The organism is Pseudomonas sp. AC172 (genome assembly GCF_979258595.1).
Genome location: NZ_OZ409868.1, coordinates 5,887,491 through 5,911,601, shown reverse-complemented (window position 1 = coordinate 5,911,601; position 24,111 = coordinate 5,887,491). Strand labels below are relative to the sequence as shown.

The window sequence follows — 24,111 nt, the reverse complement described above, 5'->3', positions numbered from 1 at the left end:
CGGTTTAGCGCCGGCGATCCCACCACGTGCGCAACCCGGCGAAGAAATGGAAGTAGCGATTTTCGCGCTTGCCCATGCCGCGTTTGGGCGAGAACGATTCTTCGGCAAAGGCACCGGTAATGCGCACCCGTGACGCCTGGGTCGGCAGCGTGCAGATTTTGGCATCCGCCTGCTGCAGTGCATATTTGAGCAGCCGCTCGGAATGCAGCTTTCGGCCTGTCGCCTTGCAGAAATCGAAAATGCGCTCGATCCGCTTGCCGTAAGCGACATACGTATCGCGTCCGCACACAGCAAAACGGTCGTTCAAGCCGCCCCACCACTGCCAGTCCGGAATATAAGCGTTGTGCTTGCGAACCACAGGGTGAGCGAAGACATAAGCAGGCAATGCGTTGTGAAAGAAATTGTCCGGGCGCACGAACACGACGAAATCCGGATTGAACGGCTCGATCATGCTGGTCACAGTGTGCAATGAGTTGAGCTGATAGATCAGATTGCGCAGCGACGCATAGTCATCGGCCCAGGTATCACCCTGCGCTTTGACCTGTTCGAAATCCCAGCGCTCCAGCACACCCTCGGTCGTGGTCAGCGTGCCGGTCATGGATTCGAAGGGCTGGTAATTATCCGCCGTCAGCTCGCCCTTCTCGCCGGACCGCGTGTTCTGTACCTCATCGATCTTGTACAGATGGTAGAAGCACTTTACATCGCTGCCCGCAGGCAACTGCGCCAGCACGTTCTGCTCGATGGAGGGGAAACATATCTGCGAATTTCTCGGGATTCCGAAAAAAGCCACGGCAATTTTCAACACTCAACAGCACCTTTTGAAAGTAGTTCGGGCCTGCTGGCAACCGGATAGACGATATCGCTTACTTTGGCCGAAACAGCTTTTGCCACCAGCGACGGGGTTGCAGTGGCACCACGATGATGTCCGATTTCTGCAGCCAGTCGCGCTCATAATCCCAGGCATGACCGCCCCACAGCTTTCCGGCTTCGTTGGAAAACCCCAGGGTCATGAGCTGATAGGTACAACCGGCATGAGCCCGCAACCAGTCGAACAACACCAGCGTGTTGAAACCGGTGGAAGGCCCGACGTAGCGCTTGCCACCCGGGCGATCGACCGGGTAGTTCCATAGTGGCGGCAGTGGAATGCGATCCCAATACATGGCCACGCGTGGCAGTGGACACATTGGTGCGGCGCAGCCCACCAGCATGCTGAAACAACGTTCACTCGCCTGTTCGAACATCTGCTGCACCGGCGGCGCGTAAGGCAGACCAAAAAAATACGCGTCCGGCGCGTTGTAGCCATGCACGAAGACATTGACGCTCTGCTCGTTGAGCAGCGCTGCCTTGATGCAGGTATTGAAACTGACGACGACGTCATCGACGCCAATGTTCAGTGCCTGAAAGTCCGCTGCGGTGATGGCCGGATTGTTGGCAATCAGCACGACGCGGGGCGCGCGGCTCAGACAGTCGAGAAATTCTGTGGGCAAAGCCCCCAGAACGGACTGGTCACCACCAGGCAGCGCATCCAGCGCCATGTGTTCGCCGGGTTGCGACGATTGATGATCCTTCATTCAGACTGGCACCTTCATCCCGTAACGCAGTTTCACCCAGAACCGCGTGAACGCCGAAGGCGGCTGCCATGGGCGCATCTCACGCTGGATTGCCGTGGCCAGTGCCTGACCGACACGGGCGAAGGAATAGCGGCTTTGCGCGAACTCCTGGCCGTTGCGGGCAATGCGCTCTGCCAGTTCCGGATCGCTTTGCAGCAGCTTGATCTTTTCCACCGCCTCTTCTTCGCTGCGGTAGAACACGGTGTTGTGCATGTCTTCAAAACCGAGCAAGCGGTCTTCTTCGCCCTGGCTCCAGGCCAGCAGCACACAGCCGCAGGCCATGGCTTCAAAGTTCTTGATCATGAACTCGTTCATGCCGATGTCGGCACTGACGAAAATCCTGATGCGATTGAGCGTCTGCAGGTACTCCTCACCCGACTTGGTGCGGGTCACCAGCATCCCGGTGCGCTTGGAGAGCGACTCGAGCATGGCTTTGCGCTCGGCATACTCAGTGCTTTTCAGGCTGCCAAGAAAGCCGATCGGAATGTCCCGCTCAACGCCGGTGTTGTGCAGCATCTGCTCGTCATAGCCTTTGGAGACGAACACCGTGTCGATGCCTTCGGCGAGCATCTTGCGCGCGACCACAGCCCCGGACACCAGCGCCCGACAACTTGGCAGACGACGGTAAAGCCGTGAATACACGCCCCGATACTTACTCGCCGGCATGTAGTTCTGGTAGGCATCGTGCTCGAGAAAGACCAGCCCGGGAATGCATTTAAGCACCTGCAGTTGCGTGGCCAGACGCTTGACCCGGGAGAAAATCACCACGCGATCGAAGGTCTGGTAATCGACCGAGGTCAAAAACGATCCCAGATTCAACTGCTGCTGTTTGCTCAAACGAAAGATGAAACATTCATCACAGTTCTGCTGCACGATGTCGTAGAGCCGGTCGAGAATGACCCGCTGCTCGTCCATCACCAGGAGCATGACTTTCATAAGTTAATTGACCACACGACGTAGACAGGCAAGCGCATCGGATTCAAAGCTGCCTACATCAACGGAAACGGTAAAATCCCCAAGGCAAAATCCGTTCACACGCAGTACACAACGGTAAAAATTCATCTGATCAACGACTGCGGATCTTCTCGACAATCGCAGTTGTCGAGCTGTTTTCCACAAGTCCCAAGACCTTCACGGTGCCGCCATAAGCGCTGACAATATCGGCGCCGACCACCTGATCAATGCCGTAATCGCCGCCCTTGACCAGTACGTCCGGCTTGACCTCGCGCAGCAGGTTTTCCGGAGTACCTTCAGGGAAACTGATCACCCAGTCCACCGCGCCGAGGCCGGCGAGAACCGCCATGCGTCGATCAACGCTGTTGATCGGACGGCCCGGACCTTTGAGGCGGCTGACCGAAGCATCATCGTTGACCGCGACAATCAGACGATCGCCCTGTGCCCGCGCCTGCTCCAGATAGGTCACATGACCGGCATGCAGGATGTCGAAACAGCCGTTGGTGAAGACGATCTTTTCGTTGTGCGCGCGGGCATCGGCCACGGCGAGCAGCAACTGTTCAAGACCGAGCACACCACGCTCGGAGCCTTCTTCACGCTGGATGGCGCGACGCAGTTCCGGAGCACTGATGGCGGCCGTACCGAGCTTGCCAACCACGATGCCGGCGGCCAGATTGGCCAGCGCAACGGCGTGGGGCAGGTCTTCACCGGCGGCAATCGCTGCAGCCAGGGTGGAGATCACGGTGTCACCGGCACCGGTTACGTCGAACACTTCACGGGCACGGGCCGGCAGGTGCAGCGCCGGCTGGTCCGGACGCAGCAAGGTCATGCCGTGTTCACCGCGTGTCACCAGCAGCGCACCGAGTTCGAGGTCGTGCATCAGGGCGGCGCCCTTGCTCACCAGCTCATGCTCGTCGACACAACCGCCGACGATGGCTTCGAATTCGCTGAGGTTCGGGGTAATCAGGCTGGCGCCACGATAGATCGAGAAATCCTTGCCCTTCGGGTCGGCCAGCACCGGGATGTTCTTCGCGCGGGCGGCCTGGATCAACGCCTGATGGTTTTTCAGGGCGCCTTTGCCGTAGTCGGAAAGTACCAGCACCTTGATGCCTTCGAGCAGGTCGTCGACCTGCGAACCGAGGGCCAGGGCGTCGGTGGCGAACGGTTCTTCAAAGTCGATACGCAGCAGTTGCTGGTGCCGGCTCATGACCCGCAGCTTGACGATGGTTGGCTGGTGCGCGATGCGCTGGAACAGGGCACGTACGCCCGCGCCTTTGAGACTGTTGCTCAGGCTGTCGGCGGCTTCGTCGTCACCGGTCACACCGACCAGCGACGCCGGCGCACCCAGCGCGGCAATGTTCAAGGCAACGTTCGCGGCGCCACCCGGACGGTCTTCGATCTGCTCGACCTTAACGACCGGCACCGGCGCCTCAGGGGAAATCCGTGAGGTTCCGCCATGCCAGTAACGGTCGAGCATGACATCGCCGACTACCAAGACCGGGGCTTGATCGAAACGCGGCATGGACAACTTCATGGAGCAACCCACATACAAAATGAACAGGGGCGCGATATTAACACAGGGTAAAGCGCCGTCCGCCTCAATCTGAAAGGTCGCGTACCCAGAACAATTCGTGGCGCCGGACCGCCTTGCGGAAAAACTCGTTACTGCCTGTGTCAGGCCAGCGGCGACCCGCCAGACCTTGCTGGATCCAGCGGCGCAATTGCCGCTTGAACCCTTGCCCACCCTGCAAGTCGTGCTCCATGGCCAGCGCCATGGCCTTGTCCAGCTGCACATCCGCTGACAACAGCGGACTCCACAGCCGGTCGGCCGGCAACGGCTCGATGGCCGGCGGCAGCGCAATACCGGCACCGGCAGGACCCATCGGCCAACGATCATTGTCGTGCAGGTGATTGGCGTACATCAGCAGGGTGGCCGGTTTCCAGCTACTCAGCGCGATAGCCTCACGCAGCGCCTGGGTCGAGGCCACATGATCACTATGGGGATCCAACTCCGGATGCGGCGTCACAACCACTTCGGGACGGTAATGCTCAAGCAGTGCCGTCAGATCCGCGACAAGGTTGCGCCAGGTCGGCTGACCATCAGAGTCGGCCGGCAGGGCCAGCGGGTTATGCCGGCGGACACTGCGCACATCGGCTTCCTGCGACTCGCGGGAGCCGAACGATTTGCCTGGCTCTTGCGCCATTGCCGGCAACTGCAGGCAGTAATAACCCAGTTGCACACAACGCTCGGCAGGCACGCCGCCCCACAGCGGAATCGTCAGGCTGTCCCAACTGCGCAAGCGCCCCTTCAACCGCGCAGCCGCGGCCTGATCCAGACCCAGACGCTGGTAATCTTCAGCCTCGATCTCGCCCTGAGTCAGGGTGATGATACTGACGTCTTCGCAACGACTGTAGAGACCGAACGCCGCCAACTCCGCATCATCGGCGTGGGGCGCCAGAACCATCACGCGCTGGCGGCTGTAATCAGGATTGGCCATGACCCACAAAGTGCCCGTAGCCCCGACCGCGCAATAGCGAGCGCGCAACGTCAACGCACCTCGTGCCAGTGCCGCTGCCTGCCCGGAAAGATTAAGGAAACGCCGCCCTTTGACCCCGCGCTCGAAATCCTGACGATCATCGCCGACGGCAACGTATGGATCGAGCCAGCGGCCCAGCCAAGCGCTTTTCAATTGTACTTCGAGGACTAGCGTCTCACCCGCTGTCAGCGGTTCGCTCAGGCGAATCACGCCATCCGCAAGGTTCACTGCCTGACGCGACGCGTGTGCAGGAAAGTCGTAGTGATAGTCGTCAGAAGGCCGATAGAACAGATGATCGGCGAACCAGGCCTCGTGTGCGACCCAGGCCAGCACCAGCAACAACGGCACCAGCCACCACGCAACCAGCCATCCGATCAGCAACAACCCCACCAGAAAAGCAATCAGGAACAGACGCTTGTTGCGTCGATGGGCCTTGAGAAGCTGTTGCTTGCGAGCACTCATGAATTCAGACCTTGTAGACCGGCACCGTGTGGCACCAGCGATCCTTGTACTCACGGTCGGCACGACCGAATGAATAACGCAAAGGCTTGCCCAGCGCCTGCGCGTGCGCCCAGGCCTCTTGGGTGTTGACGAAACTCAGCACACTGCCGGGACTGAACTCGCGGCTCTGCGGATCGACGCCACCATTGATGTACTCCAGCGAGACCCATTGCGGGGCCTCGACGCGGTACAGCACCTGAATGGCCACGGGCGCCGAATCGAGCATCACCACCGAACCGGTCATGAACTCGCGCAGCAAGGTGAAGACCTCGACCAGCCCGGCCTTGCCCGGCACTTCAAAGCCCCAGCGCCGCTGAAACAGATCGCCGTAAGCCGCGGCCTGCTCCTGCGGGGTAAAGTCGGACATCGGCACCAGCGATCCGCCCGCCTCTTCCAGCAGGCGCTGCTCGCGACGCTGGTTATAACGGAATTTCTTCGAATACTCTTCCGGGAGCCGAGCCAGGGCCAGGCCCTCGGGTTGCGGCTTCAACGTGCTGATCTGCTCGGCATTGAGCTGGGACACATACGCCATGCGCTGGCGCACCGGCACGCTGACATCTGGCGCAATCGGCAGAATGATTTCCGCATTGCCCATGTCCAGCAAGCCACGCTTGCTCTCGCGCTTGAGCACTTCCTTGGACAAAGCGACATGCCGCCCCCAGCAAGGGATGGCGGCCAGCACATCACCACCAACGATCCAGCCCAGGTAACGCAACTCGATGCCTAGAAATGTCGACAAGCGCTCGACGACTTCGGGATGCGTGGCAAAGCTGCCGCCAAATCGCTGCCAGGCCCGGGCGTAGCTGTCCCGGTCGATCTCGGTCCAGCCACGTTCGCGAAAGCTGCGAAACATCTTCAGCATACGTCGGTCGCGTGTGCCGGCTGAGGTTCGTCACCCTCTTCAAACTCTTTGGCATGCAGACGGGCGTAATAGCCGTTTTGCTCGAGCAATTGCGTGTGAGAGCCACGTTCAACAATGCGCCCCTCATCCATGACCAGAATCAGGTCGGCTTTCTCGATGGTGCTCAAGCGGTGGGCAATGACCAGGGTCGTGCGGTTCTTCACCACATGATCCAGCGCGGCCTGGATATGCCGTTCCGACTCGGTATCGAGCGCGGAAGTGGCCTCGTCAAGAATCAGCAGCGGTGCATCCTTGAGCAGCGCCCGGGCAATGGCGATACGCTGACGCTGGCCACCGGAGAGCAGCACACCGTTTTCGCCGACCATGGTTTCGTAACCTTGCGGCATCTTGATGATGAACTCATCGGCATAGGCCTCGGTGGCCGCGCGCTTGACCTCATCGAACGGCGCGCCAGCCAGATCACCGTAAGCGATGTTGTTGGTCACCGTATCGTTGAACAGCGTGACCTGCTGGGTCACCAGAGCGATCTGTCGACGCAGGCTGCGCAGGGTGAAATCCTGCACCTGCACGCCATCAAGCAGGATCTGGCCCTGGGCATGATCATGCTGGTAAAACCGCGGAATCAGGCTGGCCAGGGTCGACTTGCCACTGCCCGAGCGCCCCACCAAAGCGACCATTTGCCCCGGCTCGACAACGAAGCTGATGTCGTTGAGTACCGGTTTTTCGGTATCGGGATAGTGGAAGCTGAGGTTACGCACTTCCAGACGGCCTTCGAGACGATCCTGCTCGACCGTACCCTGATCCACTTCCGCCGGCTCATCCAGTTGCTCGAAAATGCTCTCGGCACCGGCGACGCCCTTCTGGATAGTCGAACTGACTTCCGACAATTGACGAATTGGTTTTGGCAGCAGGCCCGCCATGGTGATGTAAGCCACCAGATCGCCCGGCGATGCGTCACCGCGAAGGTACAGCACAAGGAACATGACCACGGCCATCGCGCTGTAAGTCACCAGTTGCAACATCGGCGTATAAACCGCGCCGGTCTTGGTCATCGTCAACTGCTTGTCGGTGTTGCTCTGGCTGGCATCGCGAAAGCGGTCCTTTTCGTACTGCTCGCCGCCGAAGCTGCGCACAACGCGGTAGCCATGAATGGTCTCGGAGGCGACGTGCGTGACGTTCCCCATCGAGACCTGGATCTTCTTGCTCTGCTTGCGGAATTTTTTGCTGGTGCTGTTCACCATCAAGCCGATCAACGGCAGGATGGCGACCATCACCAAAGTGAGTTTCCAGTTCATCCACAACAGTGTGCAGAACAGGAAAATCACGGTCATGCCTTCACGGATGACAACTTTGATCGCATCCGTTGCTGCACCGGTGACCATGGTCACGTTGAAGGTGATCCGGGAAATCAGATGGCCGGAATTGTTCTTGTCGAAGAAGCGATTGGGCAACTCCAGCAATTTGTTGAACAGCACCACCCGCAGGTCATGCACCAGACCCAGAGAAACCCGCGCCAGGAAGAAGTTGCCCAGGTACGAGCCCACCCCCTGCCACACCGCAATGAACACAATCATCAGCGGCACGGATTCGAGCAGCTGCAACTTGCCCAGATACGGGTTGCCCGGAAACAGACTGGCCTCAGGATTGGCCAGACCGTCGACAAAGTATTTGAGGATGTAAGCGAGCATCGGTTGAGTCGATGCGAAGATCAGAAACCCGACGATGCTGAGAAGGAAAAGGCCGGCGTAAGGCCGCACGTAAGCCAAAAGGCGGAAATAGATCGCCAGCGTGGACTGGGCTTTCGGTTCAGGACTGCTCATGGTGATCCGCGCAATTCAGTGAGGCGCTGATGATATCACACGCGTTTTTGCCCCGATAAACATGACTTCAAGCCAGCCTTCGACCAAGTCGGTTAAGATACCCCGCTAATGATGGGGAGCCGGATATGCAATCGATTGATCACAGCACTTACGAGGCACTGCGCAAAGGTGCACACGTATTGGAGGCCGACGGTTCCGGCGACAAGGTGCTCAGATTGGCCGATGGACGCATGCTCAAGCTGTTCCGCCGCAAGCGGTTGCTCAGTTCGGCGCTGTTCTATCCCTATGCACAACGCTTTGCCGACAACACCCGGGCACTCGAACAACGCGGCATCCTCTGCCCGAAAGTCATTGCGGTCTATCGTATTCCGAGCATCGAACGTGACTGCGTGTATTACAGCCCGCTGGAAGGCGACACAGTGCGTCAGTTGCAGAGCGCTGGCGATGAGGCTGACACACTGAGATTCCAGCTGGGCGGGTACTTCGCGTTGCTGCACGAAAAAGGTGTGTACTTTCGATCGCTGCATTTCGGCAACGTCGTGCTGACCCCCGACAACCGCTTGGGCCTGATCGATATCGCCGACCTGCGTTGCCAGAAACGCGCACTCAGTGACAGCAAACGCCTGCGTAACTTCGCGCACTTGCTGCGCTACAAGGAAGACCGCCAATGGTTGCTCGGCCAGGATGCCGGCGAAACATTTGTCGAAGGCTATCGCCAGGCACTGCCGAGCCACCGACAAGCGCCATTGATCTCGCGCCTGCGTCCGCTGCTCGGCTAAACCCTAGCGGCCGATGACCACCACGGTGGCGCCTTTGCGATTGGCGAAATGTTCGATGATGCGCATCTGGTGCGCCACAAGCCACTCATTCAGCCATGGCTCGTCACCTTTGGCCTCGATGAGGAAGTATTGATAGTCACCAGCGTGCGCTGCCGACATCGCTTCCTCTGCGGTCAGTACCGGCATCACATAGCCGCGACCGGCGTAATAGCTGATCCGACCATCCTCGAAATAGGTCTTCGCCCCTGGCTCGAGATGGGCCGACATCCAGCGGCCAGCCTCGACGTAATGCGTTTTGCCAGCCCCGGTGGAAACAACGTTCGACAGCATCACCAGCAACCCCAGAACCACCAGCCATTTGCCGCAACGCGGAAACTCGCGAACGAACGCCGCCAGCCCCATCGCCAGCACAGGCACAAACAACAGGTTCAGAAAGCTCAGGTAGCGCGCATTCATGAACTGCTGCTTGATGAAAAACAGCACCAGCACCACCAGATACAGCAGCGCCGCCCAGGCAAAGGGGCGATAGTCGCGCCAGTAAGTCCCTAGAACCCCCCAATTGCGTCGCAGCACGAAGGGTACGGCGAACGGCCCCATCAATTTCACAAAGGTGATGGCCATGGTCGCCAGAATGCCGAAGAAAATGATCCGCCCGGCTTCATCCTGGGAATACTTGTTGATGAGCGAATTGGCAAACTGATCGCACAGCATCTGAAAGGAAGCAAACACACTGTGCGGCGCAATCATGTCCATATACAGCATCACGCGCGCCGACATGAGCACACCTGAGACCGAAACGGCCAGCAGCCCCAAAATCGGCAGCAGCGAAAACTGGAAGAATTGTATCCGTCGGGTCGAAGACCACAGATTGGGCAACTGCCACAGGGCTAACGCGGGTATCAGCAGCAAGGCTTCCAGACGAAACAACGCTGCTGCGACAATCGCCAAGTGAATGCATGCCGCCCGCAGCCAGCCACCCCGGGCTTGCCAGCGCAGCGCGAGCCAGAGCGTCAGCGTGCAGAAGAACCAGAAACCGCATTCACGGATGATGTCATTGCGAAAGGCATTCACCGCCGGCATTGCCAAAACCACCAGGCACGCCCAACGGGTGACCTGCGCAGATCGCTGACGAACGCAATCGACCATCAGCGCGCTGGTGCCCGCAAAAAACAACGCGCACCAAAGATAGGCGCTCAGTTCCAGGGGCAAATGCAGGATGGTATGCGTACCGGCCAGCAGAAAGGAAAACCATGGCCAGTCGAAAGAAGCCCAAGCCACATTAGGCCCGTGCTCGGTAACCTGTTGCGCGATATCAATGTACAGCGCGGCATCACGCCCCACTGTCGCAGTGCCCAGGACCGCTATCAGTGATAGCAGCGCACTGCCCAGAAACGCCAGCCAGACCGGGTATTCGTCGATGATTCTGGAGACTCTAGTTGCCACGCTATTGCCCGTACCTTTCACCCAGCCACCTCACCGACATCCATTACAGGGTCCGCATAGTCTCCGCGACCCGTTTACCGAAACAGCAACCGCAACGCCTTGCGGGTGTAGGACCAACGCGAAAACGTTCGCCAGTCTGCACGCAAGGCCTGAAAGTAAAACGACTTGGCCAGTTTGTATTCGCCATGGGAGTAACAGTCACGAAACAATGACAGGCAGCGCTGCGCCAGAAACGCTTGGCGCAAATCACCCATTTCCTCGGGCATCCGTCGACTGGAAAAGACTTCGCTGACCACCTGCTCCGTGCCGGCGGCAAGGCTTTGGCGCAGATCATGGCGCATGCTGTCGGCGTGCTTGTAGATCAGCGCCAGGGGCTTGTCCAGAACGGTGCAGGGGTAGCGCGCCAGCACTTGGGCGAATACTGGCAAGTCCTCGACGTTGCGCAAATGTTCCGGGTAATTACCCAAAACGAATACGTCGCGGTGCATCGCACAGGCACCGTTGGAAATCGATACCGTCTTGTTCAGCAGGTAACCCTGCAGTCGCTGGCGGGGCGTCACAGGCAGCGGCCTGGACGCCTGCAAGCTGCGTCGCCCGTCTGCAAACACCGACCAGTGCGCGCCGATCACCATCAGGCTGTGTGGATTACTTTCGATGTGCTGCGAAAGTGCAGCCAAGGCACCTGGCGCCATTTCATCATCGGAGTCGAGAAACACCAGATACCGTCCGGCTGTCTCTTCCAGCCCCCGATTGCGCACCGACGACAAGCCGCCGTTGCTTTTGCGCAGCGCGCGAAAACGCCCGCCATGTTTGAGCAGGAGGTGTTCTACTACCTCAGGCGTATCGTCCGTCGACCCGTCGTCGATGACCAGCAGATCCGCCGTCGCTTCATCCAACTGCGCCAACACCGACTCCACTGCACGTGGCAGGGTTCGCGCGTAGTTGTATACCGGAATAACGACGCTGATCAGTGTTTCAGTCAAGTTCGTATCCTTTTACACCCTCTTTTACGACCAGAATATCTTCCATGATCAGGTATTCCAGATCCGAACCGAAAAACATGTTCAGCGCGTCAGTCGGCGAGCAAATCATCGGTTCGCCACGACGGTTGAGCGAGGTGTTCAGCGATACACCATTACCGGTCAGATTTTCCAGCGCTTTCATCATGTCGTAGTAGCGCGGGTTGTATTCGCGCTTGAGCACCTGGGCGCGAGAGGTGCCATCTTCGTGGACAACTTCCGGCACGCGGGCCTTCCACTCTTCAGCCACTTCGAAGGTGAAAGTCATGAACGGTGCCGGGTGATCGATCTTGATCATTTGCGGCGCAACGGTGTCGAGCATCGACGGGCAGAAAGGCCTCCAGCGCTCGCGGAACTTGATCTGGTGGTTGATGCGGTCAGCCACACCGGCAACGCTCGGGCAACCGATGATCGAACGGCCACCCAATGCACGCGGGCCAAATTCCATGCGCCCCTGGAACCAGGCCACCGGGTTGCCATCGACCATGATTTTGGCGATCTGCTCAGGCATGTTGTCGAGCTTGCGCCAGGTCGGCTTGCTCTCGTGACGGGCGCAGGCAGCGATGACGTCTTCGTTGCTGTACGACGGACCAAGGTAGACGTGCTCCATCTTCTCGACCGGTACGCCACGAGCGTGAGACACGTAGGCAGCGGCGCCGACCGCAGTGCCGGCATCGCCGGACGCAGGCTGCACGAACAGTTCCGTGATGTCGTCGCGGGCAATGATTTTCTGGTTCAGCTTGACGTTCAATGCACAGCCACCGGCGAATGCCAGCTTGCCGGTTTCCTTGAGCACGTCGCCCAGGTAGTGATCGATCATCTGCAGCGCCAGTTTCTCGAACAGCGCTTGCATGCTCGCGGCGTAGTGGATGTACGGCTCGTCAGCGATGTCGCCTTCGCGCTTCGGACCCAGCCACTCGATCAGCTTCGGCGAGAAGTAGAAGCCTTTGCCCTTCTCTTTGTAGCGACGCAGGCCGATGACGTTGGCGTAGTCGGTGTTGATCACCAGCTCACCGTTCTCGAACGAGGCCAGACGCGAGAAGTCGTACTTGCTGGCGTCGCCGTACGGCGCCATGCCCATGACCTTGAACTCACCGTCGAGCATCTCGAAACCGAGGAACTCGGTGATCGCACCGTACAGGCCGCCGAGGGAGTCAGGATCGAAGAATTCCTTGATCTTGTGAATCTTGCCGTTTTCGCCGTAGCCAAAGAAGGTCGTGGCGTACTCGCCCTTGCCGTCGATACCGAGGATCGCGGTTTTTTCCTTGAAGCCGGAACAGTGGTAGGCGCTGGAAGCGTGAGCCAAGTGGTGTTCGACCGGCTCGATCTTGATCTTTTTCGGATCAAAACCCAGTTGCTCCAGGCACCAGACAATCTTGTTGCGGTAGCGCTTGTAGCGACGGTTGCCCATCAGGATCGCATCAAGGGCACGATCCGGCGCGTACCAGTAACGCTTGGCGTAGTGCCAGCGCGCCTTGCCGAACAGGCTGATCGGGGCAAACGGGATTGCTACCACGTCAACGTCGGACGGCTTGATGCCGGCCTGTTCAAGACAGAACTTCGCCGATTCGTAGGGCATGCGGTTCTTTGCATGCTTATCGCGTACGAAGCGCTCTTCTTCAGCCGCCGCCACCAGCTTGCCGTCGATGTACAAGGCTGCTGAAGGGTCATGGCTAAGGGCGCCGGACAGGCCAAGAATCGTCAATGCCACAGGGGTCTAGCCTCTTTAGTCTGCGTGCAGGCGCGATGCGCCTTGAATATTGATGTGCCCTCGCACACGGCGAGTGACAGCTAAAGGGCGGGATTATAGCGTAAACGAGTGGGGAATTACCCTGCGCGATTGCCCCAGGGTGAATGGTTTGAAGAAACCTGGCCCTACGACTCAATAACCGCCCTTGCGCCAGTAAATACCAAGATTACCGTCGGTGACCTGACGATAAACCGTATAGGGCAACGCCACTGTATCGAATACACCGGACAATGGCAGATCCAGCAGCACGAACGGCACAAGAAAACCGCTGGGATCGGGGGGCGCGTTCAATGCGCAGAAATCGAAGGCCAGACCGCTGTAAACCCTCGGAATGGACTGGCAGTAGGTTTTTTGTTTGCGCATGTCACGGGCGACGTCGGCATCGTCTTGCAGTACGCTCAGGACGCTGCCGCAACCCGCTAAAAGCCATGAAAAAACACCCAGCGTTACAGCCTGTTTGATGGTCAAGATTTGCCCTCCAAGGTCGTCGGGCAAATTAGCATCGGCGCTGAGCAGGGCACAGTTCATGCTTTCTGTAGAAGCCGTAGGACAAGTCGCTAAATCTTGTCCTCCGGAGTTTGATTCAGGCCGCGCTGGAAATGTCTTTCGGCAAACGCTGATCAATAACCTGGTACAACGCGCTGCTTTCCGGCCAGTTACGCATGAATCGCGCACGGTCACGGGCATAGGCCGGGGCAAAACTGCCCACAGACCCATGCTGGCACATCGAATCCAGATCGATCAGCGCCCAGCGATCCTGCTGCCAGAACAGGTTGTGGCCCTTGAAGTCGCCATGGCTGATGCGCTCGGCAATCAAGCGCGCGAACAGTCGGTCCAGCGCCTGCAGCTCCACTTCTGGTGCGTCACCATTCTCAATGTACGGCGCAAAACGCTCGATGATATCCGGCCCGGGGAGGTACTCGGTCACCAGATACGCCCGACTGCGCAGCCAGAAAAAGCGTTTCTCCAGCACCGCCAGCGGTTTCGGAGTGGCGATACCGAGAAACGCCAGGCGATTGCCTTCGCGCCACGAATGCCAGGCGCGACTCGGGCGCCAGAAACGCTTGAGCCAATGGGCCAAGCCCTTGATGTTGTAGCGCTTGATCACCAGCGTACGCGCACCGGCCTGAACCTTGCCGACGCTCGCCGCACCACCGGTCTTGTACAGATGCCCCTGATCGAGCAACGCATCGGCCTGCGCAAGCACCGGCAGCATGGCCGGCTCTTCTTCGCGACGAATCGCGCGCAGTCCGAACGCTCCACGCTGCACGCTGAACAATGTGCACTCGCGACCGACCTTGATCAGAAAGTCTTTCAAACGCCAGCGGCGCACTTTGTCGATCTGCTTCTGCAAGGCTTCCAGCGGCAGCGCGTGCTCACTGTTGCTCAACAAGTAATACACCAGCAATTCTTCAGTGAACGGCTCGAGCGCCTTGGGTAACTGGGCGAAAAACACCCCGAGATTTTCCAGGACTTTTTGCCGCGATAGCGGCTGACCGGCGGTTTCTGCGCAAATCCCGGCACCGTCAATCAAGTACAACTGGCCGCCGTGACGCAGCAGATTGTCCAGATGCAGGTCTTCCTGCCAAAGCCCCTTGCCGTGCAACCGGGCAATGGCGCCCAGCGCCTCGGCCAACACCGCCGATTGCTCGTCGGCCAGCACTGGCAGCGACTCGACTTTCGCCCAGGCATCGCCAAGGCTTTCGGCACCTTCAAGGAAATCGAACAGCAGCCAGCCACCTTCGCCATTCTGCAAGCCGTCGGCCAGCAGCAGCGGTGTTGTCATGCCTTGCGCCGCCAGCAAGCGCACGCCTTCCAGCTCGCGCTGAAAATGCCGGGCGGCCTTGCCGCCGACCAGCAATTTGGCCAGCACAGGACGCCCGCGCCAGATACCGGCGCCGACGTAACGCTGCCCCGGCAGGACTCGCAGCAGACTGAGCAATTGCAGATCCGCACTGCCAGCGGCATCGGCCAGAGTCACCGTCAGCGGCAGTTGCGGGGTTCGCCCGACACCGGCCAGCTCGGACAATTGCATCAGCGGGTCTCCTTGTGACTGCGGCGCGCGGTCAGCCGGGCGAGCCAGCTGTCGAGCAGCGAGCTATCGCTTGGCTGATCGAGATAAGCCGCGAGCAATTCACGCAGTTGCGCCTCGTTCCATTCCGGCGCACGGCGTTGCAGCGGCTCCAGATCCTTGATCCGGTCACGCATGCCGAACAATAAAGGACGGGTTTTTTCCAGGTCGATCAATTGCGCCTGATACGCGTCACCGGTGGCCCGCAGAAAAATATGCTTAGGGTAGAAACAGCCGTGTACCTGGCGCACACCGTGCAGATGTCGAGCCAGCAGACCGCAAGCCTTGAGAATGGCTGAATGCTGTGCAGCACTGAGTTGCGACCAGCGTTGCAACAGCGATTCCAGATCGCTCCAGCCGTCCAGCGCCCGGGTCAGCAGAATGGCGCGAACTTCACCGTCAACCTTGCGCTCACCGAAGAACGCCGCTTGCAGCGCCGGAATACCGAGCTTGCGATAGCGACTGATGTTACGAAACTCACGGGCAAAACTGGGTTCGCCGAAAGGCGCGTGCAAAGTGCGCGTCAGGTAATTGCTCTGGCGCTTGAGGTAATAGCCCTGGCCTTCCAGGTCCAGACGGAAGACGCTACTCCAGCCACCACGGGCGGTATTGGGTTCATCCACAGCTTCAAGCTGCTTGGCCCACAATGCGTCGAAAGTGCCGAGACCATGGCGCTCAAGCAGTGCGCGGTCTTCAGCGGCGAGAAAATCAGTCATTCGCGTCCCTCGAAAAATCTCACCACGTGCCGAATCCGTTTCTTGTCGGCGTTATCAAGCCGATCGCACTGGCGGTATTGCTTATAGAAGCGCAGGCGTTGGGTATTGGACAGGTGGTATTTGGCGAGTTTATCGAGACAGGCCAGATCCTTGGTGATCCGATACTTGAGCCAGAAGCCTCGCCAGAACTCGCCGTTAGGGCAATCGATCAGAAATATCCGAGCCTGACCATCGATCAACAGGTTGCGCCATTTCAGATCGTTATGGGTAAATCGGTGATCATGCATCGTCCGGGTATAACCGGCCAGTTGCCGGCTGACGCCGTCGACCCAGGCGCGATCCTTGAGCTTCGGATCCTTGCGCTCGGCGAGCGCCGAGAGGTCTTCGGTGTTGGGCAATTCGCGAGTGATCATCGCGCCACGATCATACGCCGCGCCGCGTCGCTCCAGGCCCCAGGCCACCACTTCAGCGGTGGGAATACCCCACTTGGCGAAGCGTTTGAGGTTCTGCCATTCCATCTTTACTCGCGGCTTGCCGAGGTAGCGGCGCAAGCCTTTACCGGCGCCGACATAGCGTTTGACGTAATAGTTGACGCCGTTGCGCTGCACGCGAATCACTTCCGACAGCGGGTCACGGGTCAGGCGTTCGCCCTGCAACGCAAATACCGCTTCGAGGCTGCCGAAGTCTTCGGCGAGCTCGCTGTATTGCGGCTCGAGAGTCCAACCAGCCATCAGAGCGCATCCCCGTAACGCTGTTTACGCGCATAGAGTTTGTTGGCCTTGCCTTCCAGCCAGCTCAGCAGCGGCGCTTCTTCAGCCAGTATCTGGCGCAGCGGTTGCTGGAAATAGCCCTTGAGGAAACGCAGCTTGTCGCGGCGGGTCAGGCCGATGTCCAGTGCGGAAAAGTACAGCGCTGCCAGATCTTTATTACGCCAGCGTTGGGTAATCTTTGCGCGGGTCTGGGCGCGGTGCAGATCGATCACCGAGAGTTTGAACTCTTCAGGTGTCACCGGTTTATCGGTGTGCAGCAGGAAGTGGCAGATGTAGCAGTCGCGATGGTTGACGCCGGCACGATGCATCATGCCGGTCATGCGCGCGACCTCGGCGATCAGTGCGTGCTTGAGTTTTGGCTCGGGCGGCTGCCTGACCCAGTCGATACTGAAGTCTTCGAGGCTGATGGTCGGCGCCAGTTCTTCGGTGACGATGAACGAGTGCTGATCCGCCGGGTTGCTGCCCTTCTCGCCGTACGCAACGGCGGTCATGGTCGGCACGCCGGCATCCTGCAGACGCTGGATGGCTTTCCACTCCTGGCCTGCGCCGAGTACCGGCAGCTTGGCGGTCAGCAGGTTCTTGAAGATTTCGCCCCAGCCGATGCCACGGTGGATCTTGACAAAAAATCCGTTGCCGTCGACTTCCGTGCGCAGTGTCCGGCGTGCTTCCAGCTCGCGGTATACCTCGCCCTGCAAGCCTTCGACCTCGGCGAACGGATCGCGCCCGGCCCACAGGCTTTTGAACGGTTCAGCCAGCATCAACTTCATTAAGCGTGCTCCGCCAGAATCACATCGGCCGCGTGCTGCGGCATGCTGTAGAGGTCGGCCGTCTCGGCGAAAGCCAGACCATGGCGGCTCCAGGCCGCGCGTGCAGCGTCGTCATGCAACATTTCAGTCAGGTATTGCGTCAGCTGCGCTTGATCGAACGGCTCGTCCAGCACTCGCCCGGCATCCGCCTCGGCAATGTAATGGGCGTAACCGCAGACCGCGCTGACCAGCACCGGCAAACCGGCGACCAGCGCTTCAAGCAACACGGTACCGGTGTTTTCGTTGTACGCCGGGTGGATCAACAGATCGGCGCCAAGCAGGAAGCGCGGGATATCGCTGCGTCCTTTAAGAAACGTCACGTTATCGCCCAAGCCCAATGTCGCGCTCTGCATCTGGAACAATTTGGGGTCATCCTGGCCGATTACAAACAGCCGGGTGCGTTTCTTCAGTTCGGCAGGCAATGCAGCCAGTGCTTTCAGGCTGCGATCGACACCTTTGGTCTTGAACCCGGAGCCGATCTGCACCAGCAGCAGTTCGTCGTCCTTGAGATTGAATTCAGCGCGGAACCCGGCGCGAATCTCATCGGCATCCGCCGGGCGGCGACGATCCTGGGCAATGCCCGGCGGCAACAGGTGGAAACGCTCAAGCGGCGTGTCGTAATGCTTGATGAACAGCGGTTGCTGCACTTCGGAAATCATCAGCACTTCGGTCTTTGCGTCTTTGGCGAATACTGCGCGCTCGTATTCGGCAAAGTGGCGATAACGGCCCCAGCGGCGATACAGCGAATGGCGCAGGTTCTGCGCCTTGTCTTCGAAGCAGCCATCGGCGGCGTAATAGACGTCCAGACCCGGCATCTTGTTGAAACCGATCAAGCGATCAACCGGGCGCTTGGCCAGATCCGCTTCCATCCATGCGCTGAGCTTTTCGTTGCGACGGTGATTGAAGAACGCCTTGACCGGCGCCACCAGCACTTCGAAACCGGGCGGCACGTCGCCTTCCCAGATCAGCGTGTAGACGCGGATCTTATGACCGCGCTTCTGGCATTCGAGGGCGATGCGCATGAAGTCGCGCTGCAAGCCACCGAACGGGAAATATTTGTACAGGACGAATGCCAATTGCATCAGCGCAGCTCCTCAGCCATTAACAACGTGCTCAGTCGGCTGGCGACACGCTCGGGGTTCAGACGCGTGAAGCACAAAGGCTGTTCACGCTTAAGGTCAAACTGACGGGCATCCTGCGCGGTCGGTTGATAGGTACATTTCTTTTGCAGGCAAGGTGCGCACGGGAAGTCGCTGGCCAAGTGAATCTGCAACTTGCCGTAAGCGCCGGTCAGGCCCGGGTTGGTCGGACCGAACAGCGAAATGGTCGGCACATCCAGCGCCGCGGCCAAGTGGCCGAGACCGGTGTCCACCGCCACGCACGCTTGCGCGCCGGCGAGGACTTTGCCGACGCCGGCCAGATTCAGTTTTGGCAGCACTTCGGCGTGTTTGAAACCGGCAGCGATGCGCTCAGCGCGGGCCTTTTCCTGCGGGTTGCCCCAGGGCAGCTTGACGCCGACGCCGAGATAACCGACGCGTTCGGTCAGTTCGCGCCAGTAACTTTCCGGCCAGTGTTTGGTGTCCCAAGTAGTGCCATGCAGGAACACCACAAAGGCGTTTTTGCGCGGCAGCTCGACCAGACGTTCGACGTTGAGGCCGTAATCGCCCAGGCCTTTTGGCAGATCGTAACCGAGGGCGATGGCGAACAACTGCCGTACACGCTCGACCGCGTGTTGACCACGGGCCACGGCCAGTTTGCGGTCATAGAAACGCGAGGCCATCGGCTCACGGGCCGAACCTTTGTCGAGTCCGGCCACCGGGGCTTTGACATAACGGGTCAGCCAGGCACTTTTCAGCAGGCCTTGGGCGTCGATCACCAAGTCGTATTTGTTCGCGCGCACGCTTTGCTTGAAGCGTTTCCACTCGCCGCTGGTGATGGTTTTCCAGATGTTTTTACGCCAGCGACGGATCGCCACCGGAATCACTTTGCCAACGGCCGGGTGCCAGGTCGGGATCTCGGCAAAGCCTTCTTCCACGACCCAGTCGAACTTGATCCCGGGGATGGCCCGGGCGGCGTCGGTCAGCGCCGGCAACGCATGAATCACGTCGCCCAGCGATGAAGTCTTGATCAACAGTACCCGCAATTTAATGAACCTCGACCACAGAGCCCTGCAACTTCTGCAAGGCATCGTTGACCGCGTTCGGCATCAGCTGGCGCAGGCAGTTGTAATGGCCGAAGCGGCAGGTACGGTCGAAGCACGGGCTGCAATCGAGGCCCAGACGTACCACTTCGACGTGCTCGGCCAGCGGCGGGGTGAAGCCCGGCGAAGTCGAGCCGTAGACGGCGACCAGTGGGCGATTCAGCGCGGCGGCAACATGCATCAGGCCGGAATCGTTGGAGACCACCGCGTCGGCGCAGGACATCAGGTCGATGGCCTCGGCCAGCGAGGTGCCGCCGCTGAGGTTGACCGACTCTTCACGCAGGCCCGGGATCAGCCGTGCGCGGATGTCTTCGCCGACCGCGTGATCGTTTTTCGAGCCGAACAGCCACACCTGCCAGCCTTCGCGGATACGCGCTTCGGCGACTTTGGCGTAGTGCTCGGACGGCCAACGCTTGGACTCGCCGAACTCTGCGCCGGGGCACAGGGCCAACACCGGGCGATCGAGGCTCAGGCCGAATTTGGCCAGCGCCGCTTCGCGGGTGACCGGATCAATTTGCAGGCTCGGGCGCGGATACGGCTTCGGCAGCTCGGCATTGGCTTCATAGGCCAAGGCCATGAAGCGCTCGATCATCAGCGGATAGCGTTCTTTATCGAGGGTGCGCACATCATTGAGCAAGCCGTAGCGGAACTCACCACGCCAGCCGGTGCGTTTCGGGATGCCGGCGAAAAACGGCACCAGCGCCGACTTCAGCGAGTTGGGCAGCAGGATCGCCTGATCGTACTGACCGCGCAGGGATTTGCCGATGCGCCGACGCGTTGCCAGTTCCAGCGCGCCGTGGCCGAGCGGGAAGCTCAAGGCCTTGCGCACTTCGGGCATGCGCTCAAGGATCGGCCGGCTCCACTCGGGGGCCAGCACGTCGATTTCGCACTGTGGGTGGCGCTGCTTGAGACACTGAAACAGTGTCTGCGCCATCACCATGTCACCGACCCAACTGGGCCCAACGATCAAAATATTCATGTGGTTTCCAAAAACGAACCGGGGAGGCATTTACGCCTCCCCGCCTCGAGAATCACTGAGGGAGCGGCGCTTCTGGCGATGGGTCATTACCTTCAACATGACTGTCGACTGTCACTCCGCTATCGCGAGCAGGCTCGCTCCCACATTGTTTGTTCGTCCTGCTTCAGATCTACAGACACTGTAGATCCACTGTGGGAGCGAGCTTGCTCGCGAAGGGGCCGTTACATCCGACATCGGTGTCGTCTGACACTCCGTCTTCGCGAGCAAGCTCGCTCCCACAGGGTATTGGGTGCTGCACAAACCGCTTTCAGCTTAGCCCCAACTCTTTCCAGATCCGTAAAACCTGCCGGCGTTCGTCGGCAAACTGGTCGCCCGGTATCACCCCGGCGTCCTTCTGCAAGGCCTGTCGGTGGGCGGCGGAGCGGTAGGCTTTATAGGCCTCGCGCAACAGGCTGGCGTCTTCGGCAGGCATCAGCCCTTCGTGTTCCAGCTCTTCCAGAATGCGAATGTTATCGGTCCAGCGCAGCAGTGGCGGATGGCTTTGTGACCACGCCAGAGCCGCGTATTGCACCATAAATTCAATATCGACGATACCACCGGCGTCCTGCTTGAGGTCGAACGGCGCCGAGGCGTCGAAAGCATTTGCTGCCGTTCCGGCTGCGGTGCTCTTGGTGCCGAGGTTGTCGCGCATCTTCGCGCGCATCTCGCTGACTTCCTGTTGCAACTTCGCCAGATCACGCGCCTTGCCCAGCACCTGGGCGCGAACCTTCTCGAACGCCTGACCGACATCCTGACTGCCGACCAGCACTCGCGCGCGAACCAAGGCCTGATGCTCCCACGTCCAGGCTTCATTTTCCTGATAGCGGGCAAACGCGCCGAGCGAACTCACCAATAGCCCCGAAGCACCGGACGGCCGCAAACGCATATCCACTTCATAGAGCTGACCCGAGTTGGTCTGCGCCGTCAGCAAGTGAATGATGCGCTGCCCCAGCCGCGTGAAGAACTGGGCGCCATCGATCGACTTCGGCCCGTCGGTTTCCGCCTGTGGATCGCCGTCGTGGATAAACACCAGATCGAGATCGGAACCATGCCCCAGCTCCAGACCGCCGACTTTACCGTAACCGACAATGATGAAGCCGGGATCGCACAACGTGCCGTCGGTGCGCAGCGGCGTGCCGTACTTGGCCACGGTCTGGCGCCAGGCCAGGGCCAGCACTTGCTCAAGAATCGCCTCGGCCAGCCAGGTCAGGTAATCGCTGACTTTCATCAGCGGCAGGCTGCCGGCGATTTCCGAGGCGGCGACGCGCAAGCGGTGCGCCAGCTTGAAATGACGCAGGGCTTCCATTTGTTGTTCGAGATCGTCCTCGGGAATCCGCGTCAGCCGCTCGCGCAGTTCAGCTGCCAGTTCCGGCGCCAGCGGCGGCTTGAACAGGCGACCTTCATTAAGCAATTCGTCGAGCAGCAGCGGGAAGCGGGTGATCTGCTCAGCGATCCACGGGCTCGCCGCGCACAACGTCAGCAAGCGGCGCAACGCACCGGGGTTTTCCGTCAGCAAAACCAGATAAGCCGAACGCCGAGCGACCGCTTCCACCAGCGGCAACACCCGTTCAAGTACCAGATCGGGATTGGCATGCTCCACGGCCTGCGCGAGCAGACGCGGAATAAAAGCATCAAGGCGCTCGCGCCCCAGCCGCTGCATCGCGCGCAATTGCGGGCTGCTGCGCAATCCGGCCAAGGCTTTCAGAGCTTTGCTGGCATCGGCAAAACCGCCCTCCTCCAACTGCCGGCACGCCGCTTCTTCGTCCTGCGCCTCTTCCCACAGCGGCAGCCATTCACCGCCGACCACCACTTCGCTTTCGGCGCCTTCATCCTCGTCGGGATCGGCAATTACCTGGGCGAAGTGCCAGGCGACACGACCGCGCCAGAACATCAGTTTTTCGTGGAAGGCATCCCAATCGGCGAAACCGAGCATGAAGGCAATGCGTGCCTGATCCTGCGCGCCATCCGGCAGCATCTGGGTCTGGCGGTCGGCGATCGCCTGAATCGCGTGCTCGGTGTAACGGAGAAATTCGTAGCCCTCGCGCAACTCGCTGATCACCGCCGGTGGCAGATAACCCTGCCCTTCCAGCGTACTCAACACCTTTAATAGAGGACGTTGTTGCAGACTCAAGTCCCGGCCACCGTGGATCAACTGAAAGGCCTGAGCAATGAACTCGACCTCGCGGATACCGCCAGAGCCCAACTTGATGTTGTCGGCCATGCCCTTACGCCGCACTTCCTGCTGGATCAGCTGCTTCATGGTGCGCAGCGCTTCGATCGCCGAGAAGTCGAGGTAACGTCGGTAAACGAACGGCCGCAGCATGTCGAGCAACTGCGCGCCCGCGACCTGATCGCCGGCCACCACTCGCGCCTTGATCATCGCGTAGCGTTCCCAGTCACGGCCCTGATCCTGGTAATACTGCTCCAGCGCATTGAAGCTCAGCACCAGCGCGCCGGACGAGCCGTACGGGCGCAGGCGCATGTCGACACGGAAGACGAAACCATCGACCGTCATTGGATCGAGCGCCTTGATCAGGCGCTGGCCGAGACGAATGAAGAATTCCTGATTATCCAGCGAGCGCTTCACGCCGACGGTTTCGCCACCCTCGGGGTAGGCGAAGATCAGATCGATATCCGAAGACAGGTTCAACTCGACGGCGCCGAGCTTGCCCATGCCGAGGATGACCATTTGCTGCGGCTCACCGCTGCGGCGGCCGGTCGGCGTGCCGAACTGTTCGCAATGGCGGCTGTACAACCATTGATAAGCCTGATCGATGGTGGCGTCGGCCATGTCCGAGAGATCGCGGCAGGTCTGCACCAGGTCAGCCTGACGCGTGAGATCGCGCCAGATGATCCGCACTTGATGGCGAGCACGTTGGCGGCGTAACGCACGGCCAAGCTCATCTTCGCTCTGAGCGGCGTTCACCGCAGCGGCAATCTGCGCACACAACTCACCCGGCGCGAAAGCCCGGTCGAGTTCGCCGGACTGCACCAGCGCAAGCAACATCAAAGGGTCACGAACGCTCTGTTCAATGACGAATTCGCTGGCGGCGGTGACGCGGGCGAACTGCGCCCAGCGCTCTGGCGTCCAGTTCACCAAGCCGTGATCGTCTTCCAGCGCGGCGACGGCCGTACGGAACGACTGCTCGGATCGAGTGACCAACGGCAGGAGAATGGCGGGCAGTTCGGCAAGCACGGGCAGGGTCATGGTCTATCCTTGATCGGCGTGTAAATGGCCGCTTGTAGTGATTGGTG

20 protein-coding genes are annotated in these 24,111 nt (G+C 59.8%); 1 reads left to right on the top strand and 19 read right to left on the bottom strand.

Annotated features, from left to right (window positions below; translation table 11 throughout):
- Window positions 1-4: 4 nt before the first annotated feature.
- From ACZ0A4_RS26675 to msbA, 7 genes are all read right to left on the bottom strand, one after another.
- Complete coding sequence (locus ACZ0A4_RS26675; protein WP_463576927.1) at window positions 5-805, bottom strand: hypothetical protein; 801 nt, start codon at window positions 803-805, stop codon at window positions 5-7.
- A 58-nt stretch (window positions 806-863) separates the two neighbouring features.
- Window positions 864-1,571 carry a hypothetical protein gene (locus ACZ0A4_RS26670; protein ID WP_463576926.1) on the bottom strand — a complete coding sequence of 236 codons (708 nt, stop codon included), beginning with the start codon at window positions 1,569-1,571 and terminating at the stop codon, window positions 864-866.
- Window positions 1,572-2,546 (bottom strand): glycosyltransferase family protein, encoded by a 975-nt coding sequence (locus ACZ0A4_RS26665; protein WP_463576925.1) that lies wholly within the window; start codon window positions 2,544-2,546, stop codon window positions 1,572-1,574.
- A gap of 130 nt (window positions 2,547-2,676) precedes the next feature.
- The gene (gene hldE, locus ACZ0A4_RS26660) at window positions 2,677-4,098 is read right to left on the bottom strand and encodes a bifunctional D-glycero-beta-D-manno-heptose-7-phosphate kinase/D-glycero-beta-D-manno-heptose 1-phosphate adenylyltransferase HldE (protein ID WP_007915721.1); all 1,422 of its coding nucleotides are present in this window, start codon (window positions 4,096-4,098) and stop codon (window positions 2,677-2,679) included.
- Between the two features lie 64 nt (window positions 4,099-4,162).
- Window positions 4,163-5,563 carry a PIG-L deacetylase family protein gene (locus tag ACZ0A4_RS26655; RefSeq protein WP_463576924.1) on the bottom strand — a complete coding sequence of 467 codons (1,401 nt, stop codon included), beginning with the start codon at window positions 5,561-5,563 and terminating at the stop codon, window positions 4,163-4,165.
- Window positions 5,564-5,567: 4 nt separating this feature from the next.
- Complete coding sequence (locus tag ACZ0A4_RS26650; protein WP_141128538.1) at window positions 5,568-6,464, bottom strand: GNAT family N-acetyltransferase; 897 nt, start codon at window positions 6,462-6,464, stop codon at window positions 5,568-5,570.
- Window positions 6,458-8,284: a lipid A export permease/ATP-binding protein MsbA gene (gene msbA, locus ACZ0A4_RS26645; protein ID WP_463576922.1), complete on the bottom strand. Its 1,827-nt coding sequence runs from the start codon at window positions 8,282-8,284 to the stop codon at window positions 6,458-6,460. Before msbA ends, ACZ0A4_RS26650 begins: the two co-directional genes overlap by 7 nt.
- A 125-nt stretch (window positions 8,285-8,409) precedes the next feature.
- On the opposite strand from msbA, the gene ACZ0A4_RS26640 reads away from it, so the two are divergent.
- Window positions 8,410-9,063 (top strand): protein kinase family protein, encoded by a 654-nt coding sequence (locus ACZ0A4_RS26640; protein ID WP_141128540.1) that lies wholly within the window; start codon window positions 8,410-8,412, stop codon window positions 9,061-9,063.
- A 3-nt stretch (window positions 9,064-9,066) separates the two neighbouring features.
- On the opposite strand, the gene ACZ0A4_RS26635 is transcribed toward ACZ0A4_RS26640, so the two are convergent.
- The 12 genes from ACZ0A4_RS26635 to glnE form a co-directional block, all read right to left on the bottom strand.
- On the bottom strand, window positions 9,067-10,506 hold the full coding sequence (locus tag ACZ0A4_RS26635; RefSeq protein ID WP_463576921.1) for a hypothetical protein: 1,440 nt from the start codon (window positions 10,504-10,506) through the stop codon (window positions 9,067-9,069).
- Between the two features lie 74 nt (window positions 10,507-10,580).
- Entirely contained in the window at window positions 10,581-11,489 is a 909-nt protein-coding gene (locus tag ACZ0A4_RS26630; protein ID WP_141128542.1) for a glycosyltransferase family 2 protein, read from the bottom strand.
- Window positions 11,482-13,236, bottom strand: coding sequence for a carbamoyltransferase family protein (locus ACZ0A4_RS26625; RefSeq protein ID WP_463576920.1), 1,755 nt, complete (start codon window positions 13,234-13,236; stop codon window positions 11,482-11,484). The genes ACZ0A4_RS26630 and ACZ0A4_RS26625 overlap by 8 nt, the downstream gene beginning before the upstream one ends.
- A gap of 171 nt (window positions 13,237-13,407) precedes the next feature.
- Window positions 13,408-13,743, bottom strand: a complete 336-nt coding sequence (locus ACZ0A4_RS26620; RefSeq protein WP_463576919.1) for a YceK/YidQ family lipoprotein — start codon at window positions 13,741-13,743, stop codon at window positions 13,408-13,410.
- A gap of 115 nt (window positions 13,744-13,858) precedes the next feature.
- Complete coding sequence (locus ACZ0A4_RS26615; RefSeq protein WP_463576917.1) at window positions 13,859-15,310, bottom strand: lipopolysaccharide kinase InaA family protein; 1,452 nt, start codon at window positions 15,308-15,310, stop codon at window positions 13,859-13,861.
- Window positions 15,310-16,062, bottom strand: a complete 753-nt coding sequence (locus ACZ0A4_RS26610; RefSeq protein WP_463576916.1) for a lipopolysaccharide kinase InaA family protein — start codon at window positions 16,060-16,062, stop codon at window positions 15,310-15,312. Before ACZ0A4_RS26610 ends, ACZ0A4_RS26615 begins: the two co-directional genes overlap by 1 nt.
- Entirely contained in the window at window positions 16,059-16,793 is a 735-nt protein-coding gene (locus tag ACZ0A4_RS26605) for a lipopolysaccharide kinase InaA family protein (protein ID WP_463576915.1), read from the bottom strand. The genes ACZ0A4_RS26610 and ACZ0A4_RS26605 overlap by 4 nt, the downstream gene beginning before the upstream one ends.
- On the bottom strand, window positions 16,793-17,599 hold the full coding sequence (gene rfaP / locus ACZ0A4_RS26600) for a lipopolysaccharide core heptose(I) kinase RfaP (RefSeq protein ID WP_463576914.1): 807 nt from the start codon (window positions 17,597-17,599) through the stop codon (window positions 16,793-16,795). The genes ACZ0A4_RS26605 and rfaP overlap by 1 nt, the downstream gene beginning before the upstream one ends.
- Window positions 17,599-18,720, bottom strand: coding sequence for a glycosyltransferase family 4 protein (locus tag ACZ0A4_RS26595; protein WP_463576912.1), 1,122 nt, complete (start codon window positions 18,718-18,720; stop codon window positions 17,599-17,601). Before ACZ0A4_RS26595 ends, rfaP begins: the two co-directional genes overlap by 1 nt.
- Complete coding sequence (waaC, locus tag ACZ0A4_RS26590) at window positions 18,720-19,781, bottom strand: lipopolysaccharide heptosyltransferase I (RefSeq protein ID WP_016985658.1); 1,062 nt, start codon at window positions 19,779-19,781, stop codon at window positions 18,720-18,722. The genes ACZ0A4_RS26595 and waaC overlap by 1 nt, the downstream gene beginning before the upstream one ends.
- A 1-nt stretch (window position 19,782) precedes the next feature.
- Window positions 19,783-20,817, bottom strand: coding sequence for a lipopolysaccharide heptosyltransferase II (gene waaF, locus ACZ0A4_RS26585; protein ID WP_141128548.1), 1,035 nt, complete (start codon window positions 20,815-20,817; stop codon window positions 19,783-19,785).
- Between the two features lie 307 nt (window positions 20,818-21,124).
- Window positions 21,125-24,064, bottom strand: coding sequence for a bifunctional [glutamate--ammonia ligase]-adenylyl-L-tyrosine phosphorylase/[glutamate--ammonia-ligase] adenylyltransferase (gene glnE / locus ACZ0A4_RS26580; protein ID WP_463576910.1), 2,940 nt, complete (start codon window positions 24,062-24,064; stop codon window positions 21,125-21,127).
- Window positions 24,065-24,111 lie beyond the last annotated feature (47 nt).

What these genes read in the sequence shown, in the direction of transcription:
- ACZ0A4_RS26670 (WP_463576926.1), bottom strand. Translation starts at nt 1,571, where the DNA reads ATGAAGGATCATCAATCGTCGCAACCCGGCGAACACATGGCGCTGGAT.
- ACZ0A4_RS26615 (WP_463576917.1), bottom strand. Translation starts at nt 15,310, where the DNA reads ATGCAATTGTCCGAGCTGGCCGGTGTCGGGCGAACCCCGCAACTGCCG.
- ACZ0A4_RS26650 (WP_141128538.1), bottom strand. Translation starts at nt 6,464, where the DNA reads ATGCTGAAGATGTTTCGCAGCTTTCGCGAACGTGGCTGGACCGAGATC.
- hldE (WP_007915721.1), bottom strand. Translation starts at nt 4,098, where the DNA reads ATGAAGTTGTCCATGCCGCGTTTCGATCAAGCCCCGGTCTTGGTAGTC.
- msbA (WP_463576922.1), bottom strand. Translation starts at nt 8,284, where the DNA reads ATGAGCAGTCCTGAACCGAAAGCCCAGTCCACGCTGGCGATCTATTTC.
- ACZ0A4_RS26595 (WP_463576912.1), bottom strand. Translation starts at nt 18,720, where the DNA reads ATGCAATTGGCATTCGTCCTGTACAAATATTTCCCGTTCGGTGGCTTG.
- glnE (WP_463576910.1), bottom strand. Translation starts at nt 24,064, where the DNA reads ATGACCCTGCCCGTGCTTGCCGAACTGCCCGCCATTCTCCTGCCGTTG.
- waaF (WP_141128548.1), bottom strand. Translation starts at nt 20,817, where the DNA reads ATGAATATTTTGATCGTTGGGCCCAGTTGGGTCGGTGACATGGTGATG.
- ACZ0A4_RS26605 (WP_463576915.1), bottom strand. Translation starts at nt 16,793, where the DNA reads ATGGCTGGTTGGACTCTCGAGCCGCAATACAGCGAGCTCGCCGAAGAC.
- rfaP (WP_463576914.1), bottom strand. Translation starts at nt 17,599, where the DNA reads ATGAAGTTGATGCTGGCTGAACCGTTCAAAAGCCTGTGGGCCGGGCGC.
- ACZ0A4_RS26655 (WP_463576924.1), bottom strand. Translation starts at nt 5,563, where the DNA reads ATGAGTGCTCGCAAGCAACAGCTTCTCAAGGCCCATCGACGCAACAAG.
- ACZ0A4_RS26665 (WP_463576925.1), bottom strand. Translation starts at nt 2,546, where the DNA reads ATGAAAGTCATGCTCCTGGTGATGGACGAGCAGCGGGTCATTCTCGAC.
- ACZ0A4_RS26610 (WP_463576916.1), bottom strand. Translation starts at nt 16,062, where the DNA reads ATGACTGATTTTCTCGCCGCTGAAGACCGCGCACTGCTTGAGCGCCAT.
- ACZ0A4_RS26640 (WP_141128540.1), top strand. Translation starts at nt 8,410, where the DNA reads ATGCAATCGATTGATCACAGCACTTACGAGGCACTGCGCAAAGGTGCA.